Origin of the sequence: Pseudomonas sp. BRM28 (assembly GCF_002939405.1) — a bacterium.
In the GTDB taxonomy this organism is placed as follows: Bacteria; Pseudomonadota; Gammaproteobacteria; order Pseudomonadales; family Pseudomonadaceae; genus Aquipseudomonas; species Aquipseudomonas palmensis.
In genome coordinates, this window is record NZ_PEFV01000001.1 from 1,950,283 (window position 1) to 1,976,013 (window position 25,731).

The 25,731-nt window shown below is 62.5% G+C and carries 22 protein-coding genes; 21 read left to right on the plus strand and 1 reads right to left on the minus strand.

Annotation, left to right across the window (positions count from 1 at the left end; all coding sequences use genetic code 11):
* Window positions 1–55 precede the first annotated feature (55 nt).
* The 10 genes from CR917_RS09410 (at window position 56) to CR917_RS09455 (ending at window position 13,206) form a co-directional block, all read left to right on the plus strand.
* Entirely contained in the window at window positions 56–3,610 is a 3,555-nt protein-coding gene (locus CR917_RS09410; RefSeq protein ID WP_104572208.1) for a glycosyltransferase, read from the plus strand.
* A 55-nt stretch (window positions 3,611–3,665) separates the two neighbouring features.
* Window positions 3,666–6,395, plus strand: coding sequence for a glycosyltransferase (locus CR917_RS09415; protein WP_104572209.1), 2,730 nt, complete (start codon window positions 3,666–3,668; stop codon window positions 6,393–6,395).
* Between the two features lie 138 nt (window positions 6,396–6,533).
* Window positions 6,534–7,721: a bifunctional 2-polyprenyl-6-hydroxyphenol methylase/3-demethylubiquinol 3-O-methyltransferase UbiG gene (locus CR917_RS09420; protein WP_104572210.1), complete on the plus strand. Its 1,188-nt coding sequence runs from the start codon at window positions 6,534–6,536 to the stop codon at window positions 7,719–7,721.
* Entirely contained in the window at window positions 7,718–7,954 is a 237-nt protein-coding gene (locus tag CR917_RS09425; RefSeq protein ID WP_104572211.1) for a hypothetical protein, read from the plus strand. Before CR917_RS09420 ends, CR917_RS09425 begins: the two co-directional genes overlap by 4 nt.
* 447 nt (window positions 7,955–8,401) lie before the next feature.
* Window positions 8,402–9,334, plus strand: coding sequence for a ketoacyl-ACP synthase III (locus tag CR917_RS09430; RefSeq protein WP_104572212.1), 933 nt, complete (start codon window positions 8,402–8,404; stop codon window positions 9,332–9,334).
* Window positions 9,335–9,602: 268 nt separating this feature from the next.
* Complete coding sequence (locus CR917_RS09435; protein ID WP_104572213.1) at window positions 9,603–10,451, plus strand: flagellin domain-containing protein; 849 nt, start codon at window positions 9,603–9,605, stop codon at window positions 10,449–10,451.
* 72 nt (window positions 10,452–10,523) lie between these two features.
* Window positions 10,524–10,889, plus strand: a complete 366-nt coding sequence (locus CR917_RS09440) for a flagellar protein FlaG (protein ID WP_043861796.1) — start codon at window positions 10,524–10,526, stop codon at window positions 10,887–10,889.
* Between the two features lie 72 nt (window positions 10,890–10,961).
* The gene (gene fliD, locus CR917_RS09445) at window positions 10,962–12,371 is read left to right on the plus strand and encodes a flagellar filament capping protein FliD (RefSeq protein WP_104572214.1); all 1,410 of its coding nucleotides are present in this window, start codon (window positions 10,962–10,964) and stop codon (window positions 12,369–12,371) included.
* Between the two features lie 133 nt (window positions 12,372–12,504).
* Window positions 12,505–12,900 carry a flagellar export chaperone FliS gene (fliS, locus tag CR917_RS09450; RefSeq protein WP_043861798.1) on the plus strand — a complete coding sequence of 132 codons (396 nt, stop codon included), beginning with the start codon at window positions 12,505–12,507 and terminating at the stop codon, window positions 12,898–12,900.
* Window positions 12,901–12,909: 9 nt separating this feature from the next.
* On the plus strand, window positions 12,910–13,206 hold the full coding sequence (locus CR917_RS09455; RefSeq protein WP_043861799.1) for a flagellar assembly protein FliT: 297 nt from the start codon (window positions 12,910–12,912) through the stop codon (window positions 13,204–13,206).
* 94 nt (window positions 13,207–13,300) lie between these two features.
* Here CR917_RS09455 and CR917_RS27670 read toward each other — a convergent pair whose 3' ends face one another.
* Entirely contained in the window at window positions 13,301–13,489 is a 189-nt protein-coding gene (locus CR917_RS27670) for a hypothetical protein (RefSeq protein ID WP_229590459.1), read from the minus strand.
* Here CR917_RS27670 and fleQ point away from each other — a divergent pair.
* The 11 genes from fleQ (at window position 13,436) to CR917_RS09510 (ending at window position 25,729) form a co-directional block, all read left to right on the plus strand.
* Window positions 13,436–14,854 (plus strand): transcriptional regulator FleQ, encoded by a 1,419-nt coding sequence (gene fleQ / locus CR917_RS09460; protein ID WP_235384250.1) that lies wholly within the window; start codon window positions 13,436–13,438, stop codon window positions 14,852–14,854. The genes CR917_RS27670 and fleQ overlap by 54 nt on opposite strands.
* A gap of 206 nt (window positions 14,855–15,060) precedes the next feature.
* Complete coding sequence (locus tag CR917_RS09465; RefSeq protein ID WP_054915635.1) at window positions 15,061–16,269, plus strand: PAS domain-containing sensor histidine kinase; 1,209 nt, start codon at window positions 15,061–15,063, stop codon at window positions 16,267–16,269.
* The gene (locus tag CR917_RS09470; protein WP_104572215.1) at window positions 16,266–17,651 is read left to right on the plus strand and encodes a sigma-54 dependent transcriptional regulator; all 1,386 of its coding nucleotides are present in this window, start codon (window positions 16,266–16,268) and stop codon (window positions 17,649–17,651) included. Before CR917_RS09465 ends, CR917_RS09470 begins: the two co-directional genes overlap by 4 nt.
* A 116-nt stretch (window positions 17,652–17,767) precedes the next feature.
* Window positions 17,768–18,094, plus strand: a complete 327-nt coding sequence (gene fliE, locus CR917_RS09475; protein ID WP_043861803.1) for a flagellar hook-basal body complex protein FliE — start codon at window positions 17,768–17,770, stop codon at window positions 18,092–18,094.
* 15 nt (window positions 18,095–18,109) lie between these two features.
* Complete coding sequence (fliF, locus tag CR917_RS09480; protein ID WP_043861804.1) at window positions 18,110–19,888, plus strand: flagellar basal-body MS-ring/collar protein FliF; 1,779 nt, start codon at window positions 18,110–18,112, stop codon at window positions 19,886–19,888.
* Window positions 19,881–20,900 (plus strand): flagellar motor switch protein FliG, encoded by a 1,020-nt coding sequence (gene fliG / locus CR917_RS09485; protein ID WP_043861805.1) that lies wholly within the window; start codon window positions 19,881–19,883, stop codon window positions 20,898–20,900. The genes fliF and fliG overlap by 8 nt, the downstream gene beginning before the upstream one ends.
* A 131-nt stretch (window positions 20,901–21,031) precedes the next feature.
* Window positions 21,032–21,814: a flagellar assembly protein FliH gene (gene fliH, locus CR917_RS09490; protein ID WP_058542054.1), complete on the plus strand. Its 783-nt coding sequence runs from the start codon at window positions 21,032–21,034 to the stop codon at window positions 21,812–21,814.
* On the plus strand, window positions 21,804–23,162 hold the full coding sequence (gene fliI, locus CR917_RS09495) for a flagellar protein export ATPase FliI (protein WP_043861807.1): 1,359 nt from the start codon (window positions 21,804–21,806) through the stop codon (window positions 23,160–23,162). Before fliH ends, fliI begins: the two co-directional genes overlap by 11 nt.
* 6 nt (window positions 23,163–23,168) lie before the next feature.
* Complete coding sequence (gene fliJ / locus CR917_RS09500) at window positions 23,169–23,621, plus strand: flagellar export protein FliJ (protein WP_043861808.1); 453 nt, start codon at window positions 23,169–23,171, stop codon at window positions 23,619–23,621.
* Window positions 23,622–23,711: 90 nt separating this feature from the next.
* The gene (locus CR917_RS09505) at window positions 23,712–24,017 is read left to right on the plus strand and encodes an STAS domain-containing protein (protein ID WP_043861809.1); all 306 of its coding nucleotides are present in this window, start codon (window positions 23,712–23,714) and stop codon (window positions 24,015–24,017) included.
* Window positions 24,014–25,729 carry a fused response regulator/phosphatase gene (locus CR917_RS09510; RefSeq protein ID WP_043861810.1) on the plus strand — a complete coding sequence of 572 codons (1,716 nt, stop codon included), beginning with the start codon at window positions 24,014–24,016 and terminating at the stop codon, window positions 25,727–25,729. The genes CR917_RS09505 and CR917_RS09510 overlap by 4 nt, the downstream gene beginning before the upstream one ends.
* The last annotated feature ends 2 nt before the right edge of the window (window positions 25,730–25,731 follow it).

Genomic DNA, 25,731 nt, shown 5'->3' on the forward strand with positions numbered 1-25,731 from the left:
ACTACCCACCCGGGGGCGCTCAGCCGCCCCCGGGGTTTTCTCCAGGTCCAGCCCAATGAACGAACTGCCGCTCGTCAGCATCGCCATCCCCGCGTTCAACCCCGAGTTCTTCAGTCGTGCCCTGCACAGTGCCATTACCCAGCGTTATGCCAACGTGGAAGTGGTCGTGTGCGACGACAGCCAGGGTGACGAGATCAAGGCGATTTTCGACCTGTGGGCAGGCCAGGCCACGTGCGCGCTGCGGTATGTGCGCAACCCGTCGACGCTTGGCTTTTCGCGCAATGTGCTGATGTGCCTGGAGCAGGCGCAGGGTGAATTCATCAAGTTTCTCTGCGACGACGACTGGCTGGTGAGTGACTGCATCGCTCAGTCGGTACAGGTGATGCTCGACTGCCCGGATGTGAATGTGCTGGTTCACCATCGGCTGATCTGCGCGGCGGACGAGACGCTGCTGCCCATGCGCCCGGCCAACTGCATGATTTCCCCCAGCAGTGCGGTGATCAACGGCGGCGATTTGCTGGAGGCGCTGGAGAGCAGCCTGCCGAACCTGTTCGGTGGCATCAGCCATGCCCTGGTGCGCCGCGCCCAGGTTCAGGCATTGCTGCCGCAACTGGTGCAGGACGGCGAGGGCTTTCGCGCGCGTCTGGTCGAGGCACTGTTCATCTGCCTGCTGCGCCATGGCCATCTGGCTTATCTGAACACCATGCTCAGCCTGGAGCGCGTTCACCCCGGGCGCTTGAGCCATCACCCCAGCATGACCCTGGCTTTCGCTACCGAAAGCGAGTGGTTGCGCCAGATGCTCGCCTCGCGCACCAGTGAACCGGCGCCGGCCAGCGGTTGGGTGCGGCACATTCCACTGGAGCTCTACACCGTCGGCGCAGACAAGGCCTGGGAAGAGTTCGAGCTGACGCGCCTGTATGCGCGCCAGGTCGCCAGCTTTCAGCAACAGGTCGGCACCAGCAGCCTGAGCTTCACCGAGCTGTACGGCGAGTGGCTGGGGTGTCGGGTATTGTCGGCGGCGCAGCTTGACCTGCTGCCCAAGCGCATTGCGCAATGGCCGCGTCGCCCGCGCATCGACGTGCTGGTGCTCGCTGCCCAAGACGATGGCGTGGCACTCAAGGCCACGCTGGACAGCCTGGAGCAACAGTCCTATGCCGCTGCGGCCATTTGCGTGCTGGGCCCGGCAGCGCTGCAACCGTTGAACCCCAAGTTCGTGCAGGTGCACGCCCAGGGCCACGCCATCGAGCAGCTCAATGACTGCGTGGCCCGCGATGGGGCGGGTGACTGGGTGTTCCTGCTGCGTGCAGGCGACTGCCTGCACCCGCATGCGCTGGTCATCATGGCCGAGCGCATGGCATTGCAACCCGACTGCGCGTGCCTGTACACCGATGAAGGCACCCACGACAACCTGCAGCCCAGCCAGCCGATCTTCAAGCCGGACTTCAACCTGGACCTGATGCGCAGTGTTCCCTACGTAGGCAGGCTGCTGGCCTTCGATACCGCCCGGGTGCGTGAGCAGGGCGGTTTCGACCCGCAGTTCGAGTCGCTGGCTCCCCACGACATGCTCTGGAAACTGGTCGAGAGTCAAGGGTTGGGCGCGGTGGGGCATGTCGCCGAGCTGCTGGTGCAATGTCGCTACGGCTATGAGGCCTGGCAGCGGGAAGCGGCCTGTGCCGCACAGGCACCCAGGGTGCTGCGTGCGCATCTGGCACGCCTGGGCGTCGAGGCCGAGGTGGTCAGCGAAGGCTCGATGTTTGCCCATGTGCAGTATCGACATGCCGATACGCCGGCGGTGTCGATCATCGTTGCCGCAGGCGATGACGTAAAGGCACTGACGCGCTGCGTCGAATCGATTTTCGAGCACACCGCCTACCGCAACTACGAGATCCTGATTGCTGTCAGTGGTCGTGAGTCGATGCCGGTACAAGGCTGGCTGGCTGCAATGCAGGGGCTTGGCAGCGAGCAGTTGCGCATTGTGCCGGTAGCCTCGGCGAATGGCCCGGCGCTTTACAACCAGGCCAGCCTGCAGGCACGTGGCAGCTACCTGCTGTTGCTCGATTCGGACTGCGTGTTTTTCGACGCGCAATGGCTTGATGAACTGGTAGGTCAGGCCCAGCGCCCGGAGGTCGGCATCGTCGGGCCAAAATTGTGCAACCAGACTGGCAACGTGACCGGAGCAGGCCTGGTGCTGGGGCTGCACGGCCTTGCCAGCAGTCCGTTTTTCGGCCTGCCCGCAGACGCCAATGGCTACATGAATCGGTTGGCTTGCGTGCAGAACTACAGCGCTGTGAGTGGCGTCTGCCTGATGGTACGTCGCGAGCTGTTCGACCAGCTTGGCGGTCTGGACGGCGAAACCTTCTCGGCCGGCTTGAGTGATGCCGACCTTTGCCTGCGTATGCGCGACCATGGCTATCTGATCGTCTGGACTCCCTTTGCGGTGGTTGCCAAGGCCACCTCGCAGACGGTGGCCCTGGACGAGCAGCACAAGGACAGCTTCTACGAGCGCTGGCTGCCGCGCGTGGCCAATGACCCGGCGTACAACCACAACCTCAGCTTGCGCATGGCCAGTTTCAATCTGGAGCCGGGCCTGCGCGAGGGGTGGGTACCGTTCATCCAGCCGGTGCTGCCTTTTGTCATGGCCTTGCCAATCAACACCACTGCGGTCGGACACTATCGCGTCAGCCAGCCGTTCAAGGAGCTGGAACGGGCCGGCTGGATACAGGGACAGTTGAACTATGTGCTGCCGAACATGGTGGAGCTTGAGCGTTGCAAGCCCGATGTGATCATCCTGCAGTGCCGCTATACCACCGGTTCGATCGAGGAGATGGCGCGTATCCAGCGACTTTCTTCGGCTCGGCGCATCTACGAGATCGATGACTACATCATCGATGTGCCCGAGAAGAATGAACACCGGCGCAACATGCCCGGCAACATGCGCGAAATGGTCAGCCGCGGTATCGCACTGTGTGATCGGGTGGTGGTCTCCACCGAGCCGCTGGCCGACGCGCTGTCGAGCATGCACCGGGATATTCGCGTGGTCCCCAACATGCTCTCGCGCTCGTTGTGGGGCGGCCTGAAGGGGCGCCGCCAGACGTCGGCGCGTCCGCGTGTCGGCTGGGCGGGCGGCACCAGCCACCGCGGCGACCTCGAACTGCTGGCCGAGGTGGTCAAGACCTTGGCCAATGAGGTCGACTGGGTGTTCTTCGGCATGTGCCCGCAACTGCTGCGTCCCTACATCAAGGAGTTTCATGCCGGCGTGCCGCTGCACCTGTACCCGCAGAAGCTGGCGGGCCTGAACCTCGATCTGGCGCTGGCGCCGCTCGAGCAGAATCTGTTCAACGACTGCAAGAGCAACCTGCGCCTGCTGGAATACGGTGCTTGCGGTTTCCCGGTGATCTGCACTGAGACCAAGGCCTACGGTGGTTACCTGCCCTGTACGCGGGTACGCGAGAATTCGACCGAACAGTGGCTGGAGGCAATTCGCATGCATCTGTCTGACCCACAAGCCAGCTACCAGCAGGGTGATGCCCTGCGTGAAGCGGTACTGCGAGACTATCTGCTTACACAGCGGCACCTCCAGCATTGGGCAAATGCCTGGCTGGCGGACTGAATCCTGGCACTCGGTCACGCCGGGCGCCGACTCCATCATTTGAAACAGGTACGTTATGAACACAATTGGAACCGGGTCGCGCAGTGATGTAACGGTCGTTCTGCTTGGACATGAGCAGGTCGATCACCGTGCACGGGCACAGCACTTCTACCAGCAGGCCGGTGTGCCTTGCTTGCCATTGGAGTCATTGCTGGTCAGCAGCAGTCAGACCTGCAGCCAGAGGTTGGCTCAGGCACTGCAGCAGGTGACTACCCCATGGGTGGTGCTGTCGCTGGATTCCGATTTCATTTTGCCCGCAGCCCTGGATAACGCTGCAGTGTGTTTGAGCGCTACATCGCATTCAATTGGTGCTCAGGGTTACGCACTGGCGTATGCGGTAGCTAATGGGCAAGTGGCCTATCACAAGCTGGGTGCTGCTTTGGAACCCGTGTCTGCCGAGAGTGCCACCGCGCGCCTGGGCCAGTACGCTCAAGCCGCACAGTCTGCCTGGCGAGCGGTACTACAGGTCAGCGCCTTGCAGGTGGCACTGGCGCAGTTACCCGAGCACCTGGACTTTTCCGGCTGGAGGGTGGCGTTATCCTATGCATTGCTGGCGCAAGGTACGATCCAATCCCTTGATCAGACCGACGTAGTCTCGGAATACGCGCCTAGCGTGCTGCCACTTGCTGCTTTGGAAGAGCGCTTCACTCGAACTGCTCGCGCATTGCGGCAGTGGGATGCCGCCACCTTCGGGCTGTGCGTCGATGAGGCAGGCTTTGCGCTGCTCGATCGTTTTGTCCGCAACACCTATGCTCCACTGGAGCAACCGCTGCTCTTTACCTCATCCTGGATGAGTGTGACAGAGGCCCCAGAGCGTCTGTTTGAGCCGCGTCAGTTTGTCGAGCTGCCGTACTACAATGGTGCATTGTTCTCGTTTCTGACCGGGCTGGAGTTTCTCTGTCATGCCTGGCCTGTGGGTGAGCAGCAGCACAACACGCTGGAAGGCAGTTGGGTGCGCCAGCGCGAACTGTTGCTTGCTCACCCCAACGATGCACCCGAAACCCTTCAACATCGTTATTGGGAGGCGCTGGAACTGGGCCTTTTCAATCGTGAGGTCTGTCAGCGGCTGGCTGCTTCGTTGACCGGTGAAGACGATCAGGCCAGTGCGGCCGAAATGAATGACTGGTTGGAGCGGCTGGCCCAGATCCCTGCGCTTGATCCGCAGAAGGGGTTTGCCGCCACGCCCTCGGGCAAGGTGCTTGCGAAGCTGGCTGCCGCAACGCCGGATGATGCCGCGCGTGCGCGTGTCCTGGCGCGCCTGAAGCCTTCGCCGGCGACTCAGATTGCCTTTGTGGTGTTGGACCTGGCCGATAACGATATCGCGTTGCAAGCTACTTTCGACAGCCTGCTTGCCAGCGGCCTGCGCAATTTCAAGCTGCTGGTCCTCAAGGCTGGCAAGCCGCCGGTTATCACTACCGCGCGTGACACTTTGCATTTCATTCAGGTTACGCAGGACAACTGGGTCGCCCACCTCAATCATGCGGTGCGCCAGTTGCCGAGTGAGTGGCTGTTGCTGCTGCAGGCTGGCGAGCAACTGCTCGCGGGGGGCTTGCTGCATCTGTCACTGGAGTTGGCCGGCGCTTCGGCTTGTCAGGCTATTTGTGCCAACGAGGTTCAGCGCGATGAGCAAGGACGCCTGAACAGTGTGGTACGTCCAGGTGCCGACCTGGACCTGCTACGTGGGCAACCTGCACTGATGTCGCGCCACTGGCTGATGCGACGCCAGGCGGTGCTCGAGCTGGGAGGCTACAGCGACGCCCAGCGTGATGCCGTCGAGCTTGACCTGCTATTGCGTCTGGTCGAGACCCATGGTCTGGCTTGCCTGGCTCATCTGGATGATTATCTGGTGCTTGGCGAACAATCTTCGCCGGCATTGACTGCCCAGGCCAAGGTGGTGCTCGAACGGCATCTGGGGCAGTTGGGCTATCGTGGGCACGTTAGTGAAGGCAGCGTATCCGGCCTGCAGGTCGATTTTCGTCATGCCGGCACGCCATTGGTCAGCATCCTGGTGGCGGGCGAGGAGGGCAGTGCGTCCTTGCAGGCAAGTGTGGCCAGTGTGCTGCAACGTACGCGCTACCCGCGTTACGAAGTTATCGTAGCGTGCTCTGGCGATCAGATTACTCAAGAAGCGGCCGAGTTCCCCGGGTTGGGCAACCGGGTACGGGTGGTGAACGCATCCCCCGGCGCCTCGCGCAGCGACTTGCTCAACCTGGCAGCGAGCCAGGCCAAGGGCGAATATCTGGTGCTGTTGTCGGCGGGTGCAGATGTCATCAGCCCAGCCTGGCTAGAAGGGTTGCTCAACGAAGCCCAGCGCCCGGAAGTCGGCGTTGTGGGCGGCGCGCTGTACAGTGACGATTCGATCCTGGTCCATGCCGGTTATGGTCTACTGAGCGGCCCGCGGGTTGGCGCGCCTTGGCTGGGCACCGCGGATCAGTGGCAATCGGCCGTGCGTGGTTGCGCGGCTGTTTCCGGTGCCTGCCTGATGGTGAGCAAGGTTCTGCTGGAACAGTGTGGTGGATTGCAGGCAATGCCGGGGGCGGATATCGAGTTGTGCCTGCAAGTGCAGAGCGCAGGATTGGCGGTGGTGTGGACACCACAGGCCCAGGTGCGCGTCGTAAAGCAGTCGGTACCGGATACCAGCGTTGCCCTGGGGTTGGCTGAGCGGTGGCCGCAGGCTTTCACCGGTCGTGCATTCGACGAAGAGTTGAGCCCTGGGGGAGAGTTGGCCTGGGTGGCGAAGCTGTAAGCGTGTTGGTGTGATTTGCCCTGGGTCTCTCTGTGCTTGGAGGGGCTCGGATCGTGCTTCACTCGGTACCCGGTTCTGCGGATGCTGGTGCGTCGCTTACCGGGCAGCCTTGTCATAATTAAATAACTAAGTGCCTGCATGAAACCTATTCGAGTTGTATGTGGAACGCGCGTTTCCGAGCAGGAGTTCTCCACAAAGACCGCTCTTGGCCGATCCTTGCAGATCCACCAGGCGGCCAATCCTGTGGATATCCGGCTGTTTGCAGAGAATACCCAGGGGCTTTCGACGATTTACAACCGCGTCATTGATGAGGCCAGGGGCGATCCCGCCATTCTGGTGTTCGTTCATGACGACGTACACCTGTGCGACTTTATGTGGAGCGAGCGTGTACGCGAAGCGGTTGCAGCCTTCGATATTATCGGGCTGGCTGGTAACACTCGGCGTGTCGAGGGGCAGTCCGCGTGGGCTTTTATTGATGACAAGTTTACCTGGGATCAGAAGTGTTTCCTGAGCGGGATCGTCGGGCATGGCAAGGGTTTCCCTTGTGCGGTCTCCAATTTCGGGCCAGTGCCCCAGCCCTGCAAACTGCTCGATGGGCTGTTGCTTGCTGCGGACAGCGAGCGGCTGGAACAGGGCAATGTGCGCTTTGACGAGCAGTTTGAATTTCACTTTTACGACATGGATTTCTGTCGCTCGGCGGAGCTGAGCGGGTTGAGCATGGGCACGTGGCCGTTGAGCGTCGTTCATGAAAGCGGAGGGGCATTTGGCTCCCCCGCGTGGCGCGAGAGCTTTCGGCGCTACCAAGACAAGTATGCCGTAGCAGGCACTCGCAAGCCCCAGGAGGCCACTGTGCAAAAACAAACCCCGGTTCATCAGTTTCATAACCCGGACCTGCTCAAGCTGATGCCTGTCAATGCCAGGCGAGTTGTGGAGATCGGATGCAGTTCGGGTGCGCTCGCACGCGAATATAAAAAACTCAACCCGCACGTACATTACACGGGAATCGAGATCGATCCGAGCTATGCCGAGCTGGCCCGTGAACACTGTGATCGTGTTCTCGACATGAATATCGAAAACGCCTGCACTGAATTGCTCGCTGGCGATCTGGCGGCAGACTGTTGGGTCTTCGGGGATGTACTTGAACATCTGTACGACCCATGGCACCTGCTGCAGAAAATCCGTGAAGCCAGTGCGCCGGGCAGTTGTGTGGTGGCATGTATTCCGAATGCGCAACACTGGAGCGTGCAGGCTCGACTCAGTGTCGGTGACTTCCGCTACGAGGATTCCACCAAGATGTATGGAACGACTTCCTGGCGGTTTTCGTGAAAGATGAACGTTTCCTGCATCAGTACCCCAGCAGAATGATCAAGGCTGTCGAAAAGTTCGAGAACGGCAAGGTGTCAGGCAGTGATCAGATTTACAGCTTCACCCAGTTTCCGGAGGACATCCGTCGATTGAATGATGCCGTGCAGCGGTTGGCAGCTATGGAAGGGCGTGAAGCTGTGGTGAATGATGTGCTGGAGAAGTTGTTGACCTTCACCAAGGGGCAGGCGAGCTAGTAGCCGATGCTTCACGTTACCCGCTGCACCACAGGTGCGCGGTTGATTGCCGTCACTTCATTGAGGCCGGGCAATCTGTAATGGCCGCAACGAATCGATCGATTGCGGGTGCCAAGGGCGCTCCTATGCGCCCGAGTCGTGTATTTGTCATAGATGGGCACCCTTCCCGCTGGGAGATCAGGCTGGCTTCAACAGCACTGTTTCTCCCGGCGTACCCGGCGCCTGCACATACCCGGCTTCGGATGAGCCGCGTGCGGTATCTGATCGTATCGGCAACCGATTCGATAAAAGCGCGTGACTTGTGAGTCACGACGGGCATCTTCACTGTTATCATTCCCGTAACCGGGAGCAACTGAGCCTGCGGGTGGCACTGCCAGAAGCTTGGAATAGCTGGCGGGTCTTCGTGGAACACAGTGGAAATCTGCTTTTTCTGAATTGGGAAGCCATATGATTGGCATTAAAAGTATCGCCAGTTACGTGCCGGCTGAAGGGCTGGACAATTACGCTCAAGGCGCGAAATTCGGCAAGGATCAGGATTTCATCTTTGGCAAGATCGGCTCGACTTTCCTGCCGCGCAAGGGTGCTGGCCAGGAAACTTCCGATTTGTGTGTCGAGGCCGTCAAGGCCCTGTTCGCCAACAATCCCGCACTGACCCCGGCCTCTGTCGACGTCGTGATCGTTGTCACCCAGAATGGCGATGCTGAGGGCCTGCCGCACACAGCTGCCATCGTCCAGCACAAGCTGGGTCTGCCGACCAATGTCGCTGCTTTCGACATCTCTCTGGGATGTTCCGGCTATGTCTACGGCTTGTATGCCATGAAAGGCTTCATGGAGGCTGCCGGCTTGAAGAACGGGCTGTTGATCACTGCCGACCCGTATTCGAAGATTGTCGACCCCGAGGATCGCAATACCACCATGCTGTTTGGTGATGCTGCAACGGTGACATGGATGGGGGAGGAGGCAGACTGGCAGTTGGGCAAGTCTCTTTTCGGCACGGATGGCGCAGGCGCCGAGTTTCTGCGTACCACAGATGGCAAGTTCTTCATGAACGGTCGTCAGGTCTACAACTTCGCTCTGGTCAAGGTGCCTGCTCACTTGCAGCAGTTGCTGGACGTCAGCCATCTGCAGGCCGACGATATCGACCTGTACTGCCTGCACCAGGGAAGTGCCGCCATTGTCGATGCCGTTTCCCAGCGGTTCGAGGGCGGGGAGCCTGAGCGCTTCGTCAAGGACATGGCTGAGACGGGCAATACCGTTTCATCGAGCATTCCGCTACTGCTTGAAAAGCATGTGCTGGGTTCGCAGCACAAGCGCGTCGCACTCAGCGGCTTTGGTGTGGGCCTGTCGTGGGGTTCGGCTATCATCGAGCGTCAGGACTGAAAAGGCTTGCTGTACGCAGAAGCGCTGCCTTAAGGGTGGCGCTTTTTTTTGCCTTGAAGGGTTGCCACTGCTTGGGCTCTGGCGTAGTGGCCAGAAACCCGGCGTCAAACCCTTGATTTCATTGGAGTGGCAGGGTGCCAGTAAAAATTTTCAAAAAACCCCTAAAGCAACCTGCACAGACGACGATAACTATTACGAAGGTTCTCTAGGCCACACCCGGCGCTTGCCAGGGCCGGAAGCCGCAATACCCACAAACGAGGAATTCGTCATGGCATTAACCGTAAACACCAACGTCACGTCGCTGAACGTTCAGAAAAACCTGAACCGCGCTTCCGACGCCCTGAGCACCTCGATGACTCGCCTGTCTTCCGGCCTGAAAATCAACAGCGCCAAAGACGACGCCGCTGGCCTGCAGATCGCTACCCGTATGACCTCGCAGATCCGCGGTCAGACCATGGCGATCAAAAACGCCAACGACGGTATCTCGATCGCCCAGACCGCTGAAGGCGCGATGCAAGAGCAGGTCAACATCCTGCAGCGTATGCGTGAACTGGCTCTGCAAGCACGTAACGACTCGAACGACGCGGACAACCGTGTCTCGCTGAACGCTGAATTCGTTCAAATGCGTGACGAGCTGACCCGTATCGCTCAGTCCACCCAACTGAACGGCAAAAACTTGCTTGACGGCAAGGCCGGCGAAATGACCTTTCAGGTTGGTTCGGAAACTGGTGGCATTAACCAGATCAAAATCGACCTGACCCAAGAATACTTGGCCAGCGACCTGGGTATCACCGACGCCATCACCATCGTCGGTAGCGACAGCGCCGCTGCCGAGACCAACTTCTCGGCCGCAATGGACGCGATCGATGCCGCGGTCAAGACCATCGGTGAAGGCCGTGCTGCACTGGGTGCCGTTCAGAACCGTCTGACCAGCACCATCAACAACCTGCAGAACATCAACGAAAACGCCGACGCTGCCCGTGGTCGTGTACAAGATACCGACTTCGCTGCCGAGACCGCTCAGCTGACCAAGCAGCAGACTCTGCAACAAGCTTCGACTTCGGTTCTGGCCCAGGCCAACCAACTGCCATCCGCCGTACTGAAACTGCTTCAGTAATCGCCTGATGGTTATCGGCGGGGGAGTGCACCTGTGGCGCTCCCCCGCCTTTTGCATTGAGAGGTGGTTGGCATGGATATGAGCGTCAAGCTGAACCTGTCCTACCAGGCTGCAAAGCCTGTGGAGCAGCCCACCGAGCGCCCTGCGGTCAAGCCCGTGGAGGCTGTCGAATCCATCAAGCCAGCGAAGGAAAGCGCCGACAGCGGCCTGACCGAAGCTGAGAAGGTCAAGAACGCGCTCAAGGACATCGAGAAGTTTCTCGCCTCGTCGCGTCGCAATCTCGAATTTTCCACGGATGAAGAATCCGGCCGAATTGTAGTTAAAGTCATCGCCAGTGAAACCGGTGAGCTGATCCGCCAACTTCCTTCGGAAGAGGCGTTGAGAATTGCCCACAGTCTGAGCGATGTTAACAGCCTGCTGTTCAACGCCAAGGTCTGATGCTGGCGTCCGAGCAGCACGTTCGCTAGCCTTGATCGGCTAGGGGCGGCGCGCAACCAAGAGGGAATAGCAATGGCGAGTTCAATTTTACCGGGCACCGGTCTGGGTTCTGGGGTCGATATCAACAAGATCGTCAGCACGCTGGTGGCGTCTGAAACCGATCCGAAAGCCAACCAGATCAAACGCCAGACTGCCAACAACTCGGCCATGCTTTCTGGTGTCGCATCGCTCAAGAGCGCGCTGTCTGTCTATCAGGCGGCGATGAAGAAGCTCAATGATCCCCTCGCGCCGTCGTTCAATGCCTATGCGGCAACGTCCAGCAACGACGCCGCGATCAAGGCAACCTCTAACAATACCGCGGTGCCTGGTACCTACACGATCCGTGTCGACAACCTGGCCACCTCGTCCAAGGTGGCCAGCCAGAACTTCGACACCGGCGCCACCACGCCGATTCCCGAAGGCGACCTGCTGATTACCCAGGACGGTGTCACCCACACCGTCAAGGTCGGCCCTGGTGCAACCTTGCAGTCCGTGCGCGACACCATCAACTCGTCGCTGTCCGAGAAAGGCATCACTGCCAACCTGGTCAATGGTGCAGACGGTTCGCGCCTGGTGTTCAGTTCGACCAAGACCGGTGAGGGTACGGACATTTCCGTCGACGGCACCATCGACGCGCTCAAGATTGCGCCGGGCGTGGAGATGAATGGTGACGGTGCCGGCTACATCGGTAAGCCGGCCCAGGATGCAAAACTGTACGTCGACGGCCTGCCGGTCACGAGCAAGAGCAACACCGTCACCGGTGCCATCAGTGGCATCAGCCTGGACCTGCTTCAGGCAACCGGCACCGACGACAGCAAGGCTGTACAGGTTACGGTGGGCGAGAACACCGATGGCCTGAAAAAATCGGTGCAGGCCTATGTCGATGCCTATAACACCCTGATCAAGGCGGTCACCAACCTGACCTCCGTGAGCAAGGATGCCGATGGCAACACAGTGCTGGGCCCGTTGACCAACGACCCGACCACCCGTTCGCTGCTGAGCGACCTGCGCAGCCAATTGGCGACCGAGTCGGACGGTACCCGCCTGACCACCCTCAGCCAGCTGGGCATCAACACCCAGAAGGACGGTACCCTCGAGTTCAACTCCGTCAAGTACGACGCAGCGATGAAGGACAAGAAGCTCGGTGCCGACGTGCAGGAGCTCTTCACCGGTAAAAATGGCGTGTTCGCGCACATGAACAAGGCGATCGAACCGTACCTGCAGACCGGTGGCATTCTCGACTCGCGCAAGAACGGCCTGGACAGGCTGCAGAAAGACCTCGAGAACCAGCAGGAGGCCCTGGATCGGCGCATTGCGTCGCTGACCGAGTCGCTGACCAAACGCTACGTGGCCATGGATACCCTGGTCGGCAAGCTCGAGGCGCAGCGCAAGAACATTGCCTCGATGTTCGCCTCGATCGAAGCGCAGCAGAAGAACTCCTGATAGCAGGGGCCGCAAAAAAGCCCGGCAGCACCCCTTCGGGTGCTCCGGGCTTTTCGTTTTCGGGGTTAAAGTTTTTTGACCCGCAGGCGATACAGGCGGTATATGAACCTTTTCGTTTGTTACGAGGTAGAACATGAACCCTATGTTGGCCCTTCGGCAGTACCAGAAAGTCAACGGCGTGGCGCAGACCTCCGAGGCCAGCCCGCACCGTCTCGTGCAGATGCTCATGCAGGGCGGGCTGGATCGCATCGCGCAGGCCAAAGGTGCAATCGCGCGCAATGACCTGGCCCAGAAGGGCATCCTGATCGGCAAGGCCATCGGGATCATCGGCGGTCTGCGCGAAGGGCTCGACCTCGAAAACCAGGCCGAGGCGCTGGCCGACATCGATGGGCTGTACGCCTACATGAGCAGGCGCCTGGTCGAGGCCAACGTGCAGAACGACCCGGAGATCCTCAATGAAGTCGCACGCCTGCTGATTACCGTCAAGGAAGGTTGGGACGCGATCGGCGATCAGGTCGCCGACGTCTAGGAGAACGCCATGAGTGCCGTGCTCGAACGTATCGAACAAACCCGCGAAGCCCTGCTCGGGGCATTGGCCAGCCGCGACTGGGAAACGATCACCGAACTGGACCTGAGCTGCCGTGTTTGCGTCGAGGACGTACTGGCCGAGGCATCGACCAACGAACAGGTTCTGCGCACCAGTCTTGAGGAATTGCTCGACGTCTACCGCCAACTAATTGATGTTGCAAGTGGTGAACGTCAAACAATAGTCGACGAGATGACGCAGATCCGCCAAGCGAAAAACGCCGCAAAGGTATACCATCTGTTCAGCTGACGCTGGACGGTTCGAAAATGCAGTGCGCCATAAATTTGACTGTGTACGATTTTTTGACTTAACTAGTGGCTGTTTTCTAATTTCAGACGTCCGATCACTGACCGCTCCAGTCGGAATGGATGTCGAGCATGCCCACATTGGGTGTCGAGTTGACTAGGGAAGTTTCGATTGCATGTGGCGTGAAACCAAAATTCTCCTGATCGATGACGATGACGCTCGCCGCCGCGACCTGGCGGTGGTGCTGAATTTTCTTGGCGAAGAAAATCTTTCCTGCTCCAGCCACGATTGGCAGCAGGTCGTTCAGTCGTTGTCATCCAGCCGTGAAGTACTCTGTGTCCTGGTCGGCACCGTGAACGCTCCGGCAAGCCTTTTGGGCTTGCTTAAGACCGTGGCTGCCTGGGATGAGTTCCTTCCGGTATTGCTGTTGGGTGAAATATCTTCTGCCGAGTTGCCCGAGGACCTGCGCCGCCGGGTGCTTTCCAACCTGGAGATGCCGCCCAGCTACAGCAAGCTGCTCGATTCGCTGCACCGTGCCCAGGTGTATCGCGAGATGTACGACCAGGCCCGCGAGCGCGGTCGTCAGCGCGAGCCCAACCTGTTCCGTAGCCTGGTCGGTACCAGCCGCGCCATCCAGCATGTGCGCCAGATGATGCAGCAGGTGGCCGACACCGACGCCAGCGTGCTGATCCTCGGCGAGTCGGGTACCGGCAAGGAAGTGGTCGCGCGCAACCTGCACTACCATTCCAAGCGCCGTGAAGCGCCGTTTGTGCCGGTCAACTGCGGCGCGATCCCGGCCGAGCTGCTCGAAAGCGAACTGTTCGGTCACGAGAAGGGGGCGTTCACCGGCGCCATCACCAGCCGTGCCGGGCGTTTCGAGCTGGCCAATGGCGGCACCCTGTTCCTCGACGAAATCGGCGACATGCCGCTGCCGATGCAGGTCAAGCTGCTGCGCGTGCTGCAGGAACGCACCTTCGAGCGTGTGGGCAGCAACAAGACCCAGAGCATCGATGTGCGCATCATCGCCGCCACTCACAAGAACCTCGAGAGCATGATCGAGGTGGGCAGCTTTCGCGAAGACCTGTACTACCGCCTCAATGTGTTCCCGATCGAGATGGCCCCGCTGCGTGAGCGGGTCGAAGACATTCCGCTGCTGATGAACGAGTTGATCTCGCGCATGGAGCACGAGAAGCGGGGGTCGATCCGCTTCAATTCCGCCGCGATCATGTCGCTGTGCCGCCATGGCTGGCCGGGCAACGTGCGCGAGCTGGCGAACCTGGTGGAGCGCATGGCGATCATGCACCCGTATGGCGTGATCGGCGTGTCCGAGCTGCCGAAGAAGTTCCGCTACGTCGATGATGAAGACGAGCAACTGGTCGACAGCCTGCGCTCGGACCTGGAAGAGCGCGTGGCAATCAACGGCCATACGCCCAATTTCAGCAACCATGCGATGTTGCCGCCCGAAGGTCTCGACCTCAAGGACTACCTGGGCAGCCTCGAGCAGGGCCTGATCCAGCAGGCGCTGGACGATGCCAACGGTATCGTGGCGCGTGCCGCAGAGCGCCTGCGCATCCGCCGCACCACGCTGGTGGAAAAAATGCGCAAGTACGGCATGAGCCGTCGCGATGGAGACGAACAGGCGGAGGATTGACGCCTGCTTCCTGCCGGCAGGCCCCGACCGGGGCCTGCCGAACGCAATACCCCTATTTTCCACAGGGCTGTAAAGCCTGCCCTTGCTGGCTTTGGGCGGCGCGCCGCTGCTGCTGGCAACCCCCCGTCAAAGTATCCGGCACGTCTATTGCTATACCGCTGGCAACATACCGTTTTATGACGGTGAGCCATGCGAGAGAGCAACCCATGCCCCACGCCGCCCACATCCCCGCCGCCGAGCCCAGGCGTTCTGACGCCGCCGAACAGCAGAGTCGTCAGGGGCTCGAGCAGGCGTTTGCCCTGTTCGACCAGGTGTCGACCCAACTGAGCCAGTCCTACAACCTGCTCGAGGCCCGTGTCACCGAGCTCAAGGGGGAGTTGGCCGTGGTCAGTGCGCAGCGCATGGCGGAGCTGGCGGAGAAGGAGCGACTGGCCAACCGCCTGCAGAACCTGCTGTCGCTGTTGCCCGGCGGGGTGATCGTGATCGACGGCCAGGGCCGCGTGCGCGAGGCCAACCCGGCCGCCGTCGAACTGCTGGGTCAGCCGCTGGTGGGCGAGCTGTGGCGTCAGGTGATCGCCCGCAGCTTTGCGCCGCGCGAGGACGACGGCCACGAAGTGTCGCTGCGCGATGGTCGCCGCCTGTCGATCGCTACCCGCTCGCTGGATGCCGAGCCGGGCCAGCTGGTGCTGTTGACCGATCTCACCGAAACCCGCCACCTGCAAAGCCAGCTGGCTCGGCACGAGCGCCTGTCGACCCTGGGGCGGATGGTGGCCTCGCTGGCGCATCAGATCCGCACGCCACTGTCGGCCGCCTTGCTGTATGCCAGTCACCTGGCCGAGCAGGACCTGCCGCTGGACACCCGTCAGCGTTTTGCCGGCAGCCTTAAGGAGCGTCTGCACGAACTCGAGCACCAGGTACGCGACATGCTGGTGTTCGCCCGCGGCGAACTGCCGCTGACCGACCGCGTGACCCCCAAGGCGTTGTTCCAGGCGCTGCAGCAGGCCGCGCAGGTACATGTACAGGGGCATGCTGTGCGCTGGCAGTGCGACAGCCACCTGGGCGAATTGCTGTGCAACCGCGACACCCTGGTGGGGGCGCTGCTCAATCTCATTGAAAACGCCCTGCAGGCCGCGCCCGGCGCTGCTCGGCTCAAGGTACACCTGTATCGTCGCGGGCAAAGCCTGCGCCTGTGCATCAGCGATGCCGGGCCGGGCATCGACAGTGCATTGCTGGCGCGCCTGGGCGAGCCGTTCCTGACCACCAAGGCCACTGGCACCGGGCTTGGCCTGGCGGTGGTGATGGCGGTTGCCCGAGCACACCAGGGCACCGTGCAGCTACGCTCGCGCCCCGGGCGCGGTACCTGCGCGCTGGTGACCCTGCCGCTGATCGGCGCACCGCTGGAGGCAACGGCATGAGGGCGATCAAGGTTCTGCTGGTCGAGGATGACCGCGTACTGCGCCAGGCCCTGGCCGATACCCTGGAGCTGGGCGGTTTTGCCTATCATGCAGTGGGCTCGGCCGAAGAAGCGCTGGAAGTGGCGGCCAGTCAGCCCTTCAGCCTGGTGGTCAGCGACGTCAACATGCCGGGAATGGACGGCCACCAGTTGCTGGCCGCGTTGCGGGCCCGCCAGCCGCAGTTGCCGGTGCTGCTGATGACCGCGCACGCTGCCGTTGAGCGTGCAGTGGATGCGATGCGCCAGGGCGCTGCGGACTATCTGGTCAAGCCCTTCGAGCCACGCGCATTGCTCGACCTGGTGGCCCGTCATGCCCTTGGCGTTGCCAGCGGCGCGGACGCCGACGGTCCGGTGGCGCGCGAGCCTGCCAGTGCGCAGTTGCTCGAACTGGCCGCGCGGGTGGCGCGCAGTGATTCCACCGTGCTGATTTCCGGCGAATCGGGCACCGGCAAGGAGGTGCTGGCGCGCTACATTCACCAGCAGTCCCTGCGTGCCGACCAGCCATTCGTGGCCATCAACTGCGCCGCCATCCCCGACAACATGCTCGAAGCCACGTTGTTCGGACATGAAAAGGGCTCGTTCACCGGGGCGATAGCCGCCCAGCCAGGCAAGTTCGAGCAGGCCGACGGTGGCACGCTGCTGCTCGACGAGATTTCCGAAATGCCGCTGGGGCTGCAGGCCAAGCTGCTGCGAGTGCTGCAGGAGCGCGAGGTCGAGCGGGTAGGCGGGCGCAAGCCGATCGCGCTGGACATCCGCGTGGTCGCTACCACCAACCGCGACCTTGCCGGCGAAGTGGCGGCGGGGCGGTTTCGCGAAGACCTGTTCTATCGCCTGTCGGTGTTCCCGCTGGCCTGGCGACCGCTGCGCGAGCGCAGCGCCGACATTCTGCCGCTGGCCGAGCGTCTGCTGGCGCGACACGTCAATAAAATGAAGCATGCCCCCGTGCGCCTGTCGGCCCAGGCCCAGGCCTGCCTGCAAGGCTATCCGTGGCCGGGCAACGTGCGCGAGCTGGACAACGCCATCCAGCGGGCGCTGATCCTGCAGCAGGGCGGGGTGATCGAGGCGGCGGACTTCTGCCTGGCCGGGGTGCTGCCGCTGCTGGCGACATCGCCCGTAGAGCCGGTGCCGGTGCTGGCCGAGCCGTCCGAACCAGCCGGGCTGGGGGATGACCTGCGCCGCCACGAGTTCCAGGTGATCATCGATACCCTGCGCGCCGAGCGCGGGCGCCGCAAGGAGGCTGCCGAGCGTCTGGGCATCAGCCCGCGCACCTTGCGCTACAAGCTGGCACAGATGCGTGATGCCGGCCTGGATGTGGAGGCGAGTCTCTACGCCAGCGGCGTGTGACGCCGTAACCGGTCGTTTTTGTTGGTCCTGTGGGTAGAGCTGGCACTCTTGTTGCTAAGTTCTGCCTGTCCGCTGCGTAGTGTCAAAAAAATGCGGGTCGTCGGAGAGAAGAGTCAATGAGCCAAGGTGTTGAATTTAATCGATTGATGTTGGACATGCGGGCCATGCAGGCGGACGCCATGTCGATGTCGAAGGCTGCCCCTGCGCCAGAGCTTGGCTCGAGCGGTTTTGCCGACATGCTTGGCCAGGCCATCAACAAGGTCAGCGATACCCAGCAGGCGTCCACCCAGTTGGCCAACGCCTTCGAGATCGGCAAGAGCGGCGTCGACCTTACCGACGTGATGATCGCCTCGCAGAAGGCCAGCGTGTCGTTCCAGGCCTTGACCCAGGTGCGCAACAAGCTGGTGCAGGCGTATCAAGACATCATGCAGATGCCGGTATAAGGGCGAGATTGAGTCATGGCCGAAGCAGTCGTTGATAACGTGCCCGCCAAAGGCAGCCCGGCGCCCAAGCCGCCGCTGTTCGGCATGTCCTTTCTGGAAAACATCGCAGAGATGCCCATGCTGCGTCAGGTCGGCCTGCTGGTCGGGTTGGCGGCGAGCGTGGCGATCGGCTTTGCCGTGGTGCTGTGGTCGCAGCAGCCCGACTACCGCCCGCTGTACCCAAGCCTTGCCGGCATGGACACCAAGCAGGTCATGGACACCCTGTCCGCCGCCGACATCGCCTACAACGTCGAGCCCAGCTCCGGGGCGCTGCTGGTCAAGTCCGAAGACCTCTCCCGTGCGCGCCTGAAACTTGCCGCGGCCGGCGTGGCGCCAGGCGACGGCAACGTCGGCTTCGAACTGCTCGACAAGGAGCAGGGGCTGGGCACCAGCCAGTTCATGGAGGCCACCCGTTATCGTCGCGGCCTGGAAGGTGAACTGGCGCGTACCATCTCCAGCCTGAACAACGTCAAGGGTGCCCGCGTGCACCTGGCCATCCCGAAAAGCTCGGTGTTCGTGCGCGACGAGCGCAAGCCCAGTGCCTCGGTACTGGTCGAGCTGTATTCGGGGCGTGGCCTCGAGCCCGGCCAGGTGGCGGCCATCGTCAACCTGGTGGCGTCCAGCGTTCCGGAACTGAACAAGTCCCAGGTGACCGTGGTCGACCAGAAGGGCAACCTGCTGTCCGACCAGGGCGAGAACTCCGAGCTGACCATGGCCGGCAAGCAGTTCGACTACAGCCGCCGCATGGAAGGCATGCTCACCCAGCGCGTGCACAACATTCTGTTGCCGGTGCTGGGCAACGACCGCTACAAGGCCGAAGTCTCCGCCGACGTCGACTTCAGTGCGGTCGAGTCCACCTCCGAACAGTTCAACCCCGACCAGCCTGCCTTGCGCAGCGAGCAGTCGGTGAACGAACAACGCTCCAGCAGCATGGGCCCGCAGGGCGTGCCTGGTGCCCTGAGCAACCAGCCACCCGGCCCGGCCACTGCGCCACAGCAGACCGGTCAGGCACAGGCTGCCGCGGGCATGGTGCAACCAGGCCAGCCGCTGCTGGACGCCAACGGCCAGCAGATCATGGACCCGGCCACCGGCCAGCCGATGCTCGCACCGTACCCGGCCGACAAGCGTCAGCAGTCGACCAAGAACTTCGAACTGGACCGTTCCATCAGTCACACCCGCCAGCAGCAGGGGCGCCTGAGCCGCCTGTCGGTCGCGGTGGTGGTCGACGACCAGGTCAAGCTCGACCCGGCCACTGGCGAGTCGACCCGCGCCCCATGGGGGGCCGAAGACCTGGCGCGCTTCACGCGCCTGGTGCAGGACGCCGTCGGCTTCGATGCCAGCCGCGGTGACAGCGTCAGCGTGATCAACGTGCCATTCGCCGCCGACCGTGGCGAAGTGTTCACCGAGATTCCGTTCTACCAGCAACCGTGGTTCTGGGACATCATCAAGCAGGTCATGGGCGTGCTGTTCATCCTGGTGCTGGTGTTCGGCGTGCTGCGCCCGGTGCTCAACAACATCACCGGCAACGGCAAGCAGGGCGCCGGTGCCGATGGCGACATGGAACTGGGCGGCATGCTCGGTCTGGATGGCGATCTGGCCAACGACCGCGTCAGCCTGGGTGGTCCGCAAAGCATTCTGTTGCCTAGCCCGAGCGAGGGTTACGACGCTCAGCTGAACGCAATCAAGAGCCTGGTGGCCGAAGACCCGGGTCGTGTGGCCCAGGTCGTGAAAGAGTGGATCAACGCCGATGAGTGATAATCGAGCCCTTACCGCCAAACTGACCCGTGTCGACAAGGCGGCCATCCTGCTGCTGTCGCTGGGTGAAACCGATGCGGCGCAGGTGTTGCGCCACATGGGCCCCAAGGAAGTGCAGCGGGTCGGCGTGGCCATGGCGCAGATGGGCAACGTCCATCGCGAACAGGTCGAGCAGGTGATGAGCGAGTTCGTCGAGATCGTCGGCGACCAGACCAGCCTGGGTGTCGGCTCCGACGGCTACATCCGCAAGATGCTCACCCAGGCCCTGGGCGAGGACAAGGCCAACGGCCTGATCGACCGCATCCTGCTGGGTGGCAACACCAGCGGCCTGGACAGCCTGAAGTGGATGGAGCCGCGTGCCGTGGCCGACGTGATCCGCTACGAGCACCCGCAGATCCAGGCCATCGTGGTGGCCTACCTGGACCCCGACCAGGCCGGTGAGGTGCTGGGCAACTTCGATCACAAGGTGCGCCTGGACATCATCCTGCGCGTCTCCTCGCTCAACACCGTGCAGCCGGCGGCGCTCAAGGAGCTCAACCAGATTCTGGAGAAGCAGTTCTCGGGCAACTCCAACGCGGCGCGTACCACCCTGGGCGGTATCAAGCGCGCGGCCGACATCATGAACTTCCTCGACAGTTCGGTCGAAGGCCAGCTGATGGACGCGATTCGCGACGTCGACGGCGAGCTGTCCGAGCAGATCGAAGACCTCATGTTCGTCTTCAACAACCTGGCCGATGTCGACGACCGCGGTATCCAGGCGCTGTTGCGCGAAGTGTCCTCGGACGTGCTGGTGGTGTCGCTCAAGGGCGCCGACGAGAAGGTCAAGGACAAGATCTTCAAGAACATGTCCAAACGGGCTTCCGAGCTGCTGCGTGACGACCTCGAGGCCAAGGGCCCGGTGCGGGTCAGCGACGTGGAAACGGCGCAGAAAGAGATCCTCACCATTGCCCGGCGCATGGCCGAAGCCGGCGAGATCGTGCTTGGCGGCAAGGGCGCCGAAGAAATGATCTAAAGCCGTTCGCCGGTTCCGGCTCCTCCACAGGAGCCGGCCTTGCCGGCGGATGCCTCAACGCGGTACACGCCGGTGCCTGGCGGCCGCATCGCCGACCACCCCGGCGCCTACCCAATTGAACGCGTGGAATCATGTCGACCAACGAGCACCTGAGTGAACTGATCCCCGCCCGCGACGTCGAGGGCTTCGACCGCTGGGCGCTGCCCAGCTTCGACCCGGAGCCGGAACCCGAGCCCGAACCCGAGCCGGAAATCGTCGAGGAAGTCGAAGAAGTGCCGCTGGAAGAAGTCCAGCCGCTGACCCTCGAAGAGCTCGAAAGCATTCGCCAGGAAGCCTACAACGAAGGCTTTGCCACCGGCGAGCGCGAAGGGTTTCACAGCACCCAGCTCAAGGTCCGCCAGGAGGCCGAAGTGGCCCTGAGCGCCAAGCTGGCGAGCCTGGAGCAGTTGATGGGCCACCTGCTCGACCCGATCGCCGAGCAGGACAACCAGATCGAGAAGGCCCTGGTGCACATGGTCAGCCGCATCACCCGCGAGGTGATCGGGCGTGAGCTGGCCACCGACTCCAGCCAGATCACCCACGTGCTGCGCGAGGCCCTCAAGCTGCTGCCGATGGGCGCCGAAAACATCCGCATTCATGTCAATCCGCAGGACTTCGAGCTGGCCAAGGCCCTGCGCGAGCGTCATGAGGAAAACTGGCGCCTGCTCGAAGACGACGCACTGTTGCCCGGTGGTTGCCGCATCGAGACGTTGCACAGCCGTATCGACGCCACCGTCGAGACCCGCATCGAAAAGGCCATGACCCAGTTGTTCGACCAGTTGCATGACCAGGGCCTGCACCCTGCCGCACCAGACTTGCACGTCGACCTTGCTGGCGACCCGGGCACCCGCGAGGCCACGCCCGATGCGCCTTGACCGCACCAGCTTCGGCAAGCGCCTGGGCACCTATGCCGAGGCCGTGAGCCTGCCGGCGCAGCCGGTGGTGGAAGGGCGGTTGTTGCGCATGGTCGGCCTGACCCTGGAGGCCGAGGGCCTGCGCGCTGCCGTCGGCAGCCGCTGCCTGGTGATCAACGATGACAGCTACCATCCGGTGCAGGTCGAGGCCGAGGTCATGGGCTTTGCCGGTGACCGGGTATTTCTCATGCCGGTGGGCAGCGTTGCCGGCATCGCGCCCGGTGCGCGGGTGGTGCCGCTGGCCGAAAGCGGCCGCCTGCCGATGGGCATGAGCATGCTCGGTCGCGTGCTGGACGGTGCCGGTCGGGCACTGGATGGCAAGGGCGGGATGAAGGCCGAGGACTGGGTGCCGATGGATGGCCCCACCATCAACCCACTCAACCGCGACCCCATCAGCCAGCCGCTGGACGTGGGCATTCGCAGCATCAATGGCCTGCTGACGGTGGGCCGTGGCCAGCGCCTTGGCCTGTTCGCCGGTACCGGCGTGGGCAAGAGTGTGCTGCTGGGCATGATGACCCGTTTCACCGAGGCCGACATCATCGTGGTGGGGCTGATCGGTGAGCGGGGGCGTGAGGTCAAGGAGTTCATCGAGCACATCCTGGGCGAGGAGGGCATCAAGCGTTCGGTGGTGGTGGCATCCCCTGCCGATGATGCGCCGCTGATGCGCCTGCGCGCCGCCATGTACTGCACGCGGATCGCCGAGTACTTTCGCGACAAGGGCAAGAACGTGCTGTTGCTGATGGATTCGCTGACCCGTTTCGCCCAGGCCCAGCGGGAAATCGCCCTGGCCATCGGCGAGCCGCCAGCCACCAAGGGCTATCCGCCTTCCGTGTTCGCCAAGCTGCCCAAGCTGGTGGAGCGCGCCGGCAACGGCGAGGCCGGTGGTGGCTCGATCACCGCCTTCTACACCGTGTTGTCCGAAGGCGACGACCAGCAGGACCCGATTGCCGACTCCGCGCGGGGCGTACTCGACGGCCATATCGTGCTGTCCCGGCGCCTGGCCGAAGAGGGGCACTACCCGGCCATCGATATCGAGGCTTCGATCAGCCGGGTCATGCCGCAGGTGGTCAGCCCCGAGCAGATGACCCAGGCCCAGCAGTTCAAGCAGCTCTGGTCGCGCCTGTCGCAAAGCCGCGACCTGATCAGCGTGGGTGCCTATGTGGCTGGCGGCGACCGCGAGACGGACCTGGCGATTTCCCTGCAACCCAAGCTGGTGCAGTACCTGCGCCAGGGGCTCAATGAAAACGTCAGCCATGAGCAGAGCCGCGATGAACTGGCGGCGGTGTTCGCCCCAGCGGCTTCGGGCTGATAACCGATGGCCCTGCCAAGTCGTGCCGCGCGCCTGGTGCCGGTGGTGGAGATGGCCGAGGAGGCCGAGCGCAAGGCTGTGCAGCGCCTCGGGCATTTCCAGCAGCAGGTGAGCATGGCCGAAACCAAGCTCCGGGAACTGGACCAGTTTCGCAGCGAGTACCAGAACCAGTGGATGGAAAAGGGCGGCCAGGGCGTTTCAGGCAGCTGGCTGCTGGGCTATCAGCGCTTTCTCAGCCAGCTGGACACCGCCGTGGCCCAGCAACACCAGAGCCTGGTGTGGCACCAGACCAACCTCAACAACGCACGGGCCACCTGGCAGCAGGCCTACGCCCGGGTCGAGGGCCTGCGCAAGCTGGTACAGCGCTACCGCGATGAAGCCCGCATGCTCGAGGACAAGCGCGAGCAGAAGCTGCTCGACGAATTGTCCCAGCGATTGCCGCGCCACGATCGCTTCTAGCACGGCATTGGTCGGCGCAGGTTGCCCAGGGGCGGGCGGGCTGCTAAACCTGTGGTGTCTGCAATCGCCATGATCGAAGGAGTCGAGCATATGGCCGTGGAGCACGATCTATCGCCGGATGGGAACAGCCTGACGATCAGGGTCAAGGGACGGTTCGATTTCGGCAAGCACCAGGCGTTTCGTGAATGCTACGAGCGCGAGCCAGTACCTTCCAAGGGCGTGGTCGTCGACTTGAAGGACGCCACCTATCTCGACAGCTCCGCCCTGGGCATGCTCCTGCTGCTGCGTGACCACGCCGGCGGCGACGATGCGTATATACGGGTGATCAACGCCAGCTCCGACGTTCGCAAGATCCTCGCCATCTCCAATTTCGACAAGCTGTTCGAGATCACTTGAGCGACCTCGTGAACGAGCAGTCGTCGCTGACCGTGCTGATTGCCGAAGATGGCGCCACCGACCGCCTGTTGCTGGCGCGCATCGTGCGCGAGCAGGGGCATTCGGTGATCACGGCCGAGAACGGTGCGCAGGCAGTGGCGCTGTTTGCCGAGCTGCGTCCGCAACTGGTGCTGCTCGACGCGCTGATGCCGGTGATGGACGGCTTCGAGGCGGCTCGCCAGATCAAGCTGATGGCTGGCCAGGCGCTGGTGCCGATCATCTTTCTTACCTCGCTGAGTGAGGAGCAGGCCCTGGTGCGTTGCCTGGAGGCTGGTGGCGACGACTTTCTGCCCAAGCCTTATCGCCCGGTGATCCTGGCCGCCAAGATCAAGGCGATGGATCGCCTGCGTCGCCTGCAGGCGACCGTGCTGGAGCAGCGCGACGAGCTGGCGCGCCACCACGGTCACCTGCTCAACGAGCAGCGGGTGGCCAAGGCGGTGTTCGATCAGGTCACGCATTCGGGGTGCCTGAATGCGCCGAACATCCGCTACCTGCAATCTCCCTATGCGCTGTTCAACGGCGACCTGCTGCTGGCGGCGTTCACGCCGACCGGTGAAATGCATGTGCTGCTTGGCGACTTCACTGGCCATGGCCTGCCGGCTGCAGTGGGCGCCATGCCGTTGGCCGAGGTGTTCTACGGCATGACCGCCAAGGGCTACGGCCTGGCCGAAACCTTGCGCGAGATGAACGCCAAGCTCAAGCGCATCCTGCCGGTCGACATGTTCTGCTGCGCAATGATGCTCAGCCTGAGTTTCGAACGACGCCTGGCCGAGGTATGGAACGGCGGCATGCCGGACGGCTACCTGCTGCCCGCGGCCGGTGGCGAGCCCCAGGCGCTGGTGTCGCGGCACTTGCCCTTGGGGGTGCTGGCGCCGGAGCGTTTCGACGAGCACCCCGAGGTGGTATCGCTGGCGTTGGGGGATCGTCTGTTCCTGCTGTCCGATGGGGTGGTGGATACCTGCGACCAGGATGAGCAGCTGTTCGGGGTGGAACGCCTGCGCCAGGTGTTTGCGCGCAACCGTGCGCCGCAGCACCTGTTCGAGGATGTGCTGCAGGCGCTCGAAGACTTTCGCGGCCAGTCCCGCGACGATGTCAGCATGCTCGAGATCAGTGTGGTCGAGCCACAGACACTGGCCCCGCCGCCGCTTGTCTATTCGGACAGCGGCCAGTCCAGCCCACTGGACTGGTCGCTGTCGTTCGAGTTTCGCGCGCAGACCCTCAAACGCTTCAACCCCTTGCCCTATCTGTTGCAGGTACTGCAGGAAATACACGGCCTGCGCCCCCAGAGCGGTGCGCTGCACAGCGTGCTCAACGAGCTCTACACCAATGCACTGGAGCACGGTGTGCTGGCCCTCGACTCGGCCCTCAAGCGCGACGCCCAGGGGTTTGCCGCCTATTATCAGGAGCGCAGCCGACGCCTGCAGGCATTGCAGGAAGGTTACATACGCTTGCACCTTCAGGTTGAACCCGTAGCGGGTGGCGGGCGTCTGGTGATTGAGATCGAAGATAGCGGCAGTGGCTTCGATGTGGGTACAGTGCTGGCCCGACCGGTGTTGGAGCAGCGGTTGTGCGGGCGTGGCCTGAGCCTGATCCGGCGTTTGAGCCGTCACGCCGAATGGGCCGACGGAGGGCGCAGGGCCCGCGTGGAGTTCGCCTGGGTGGCTCTGGCATAATT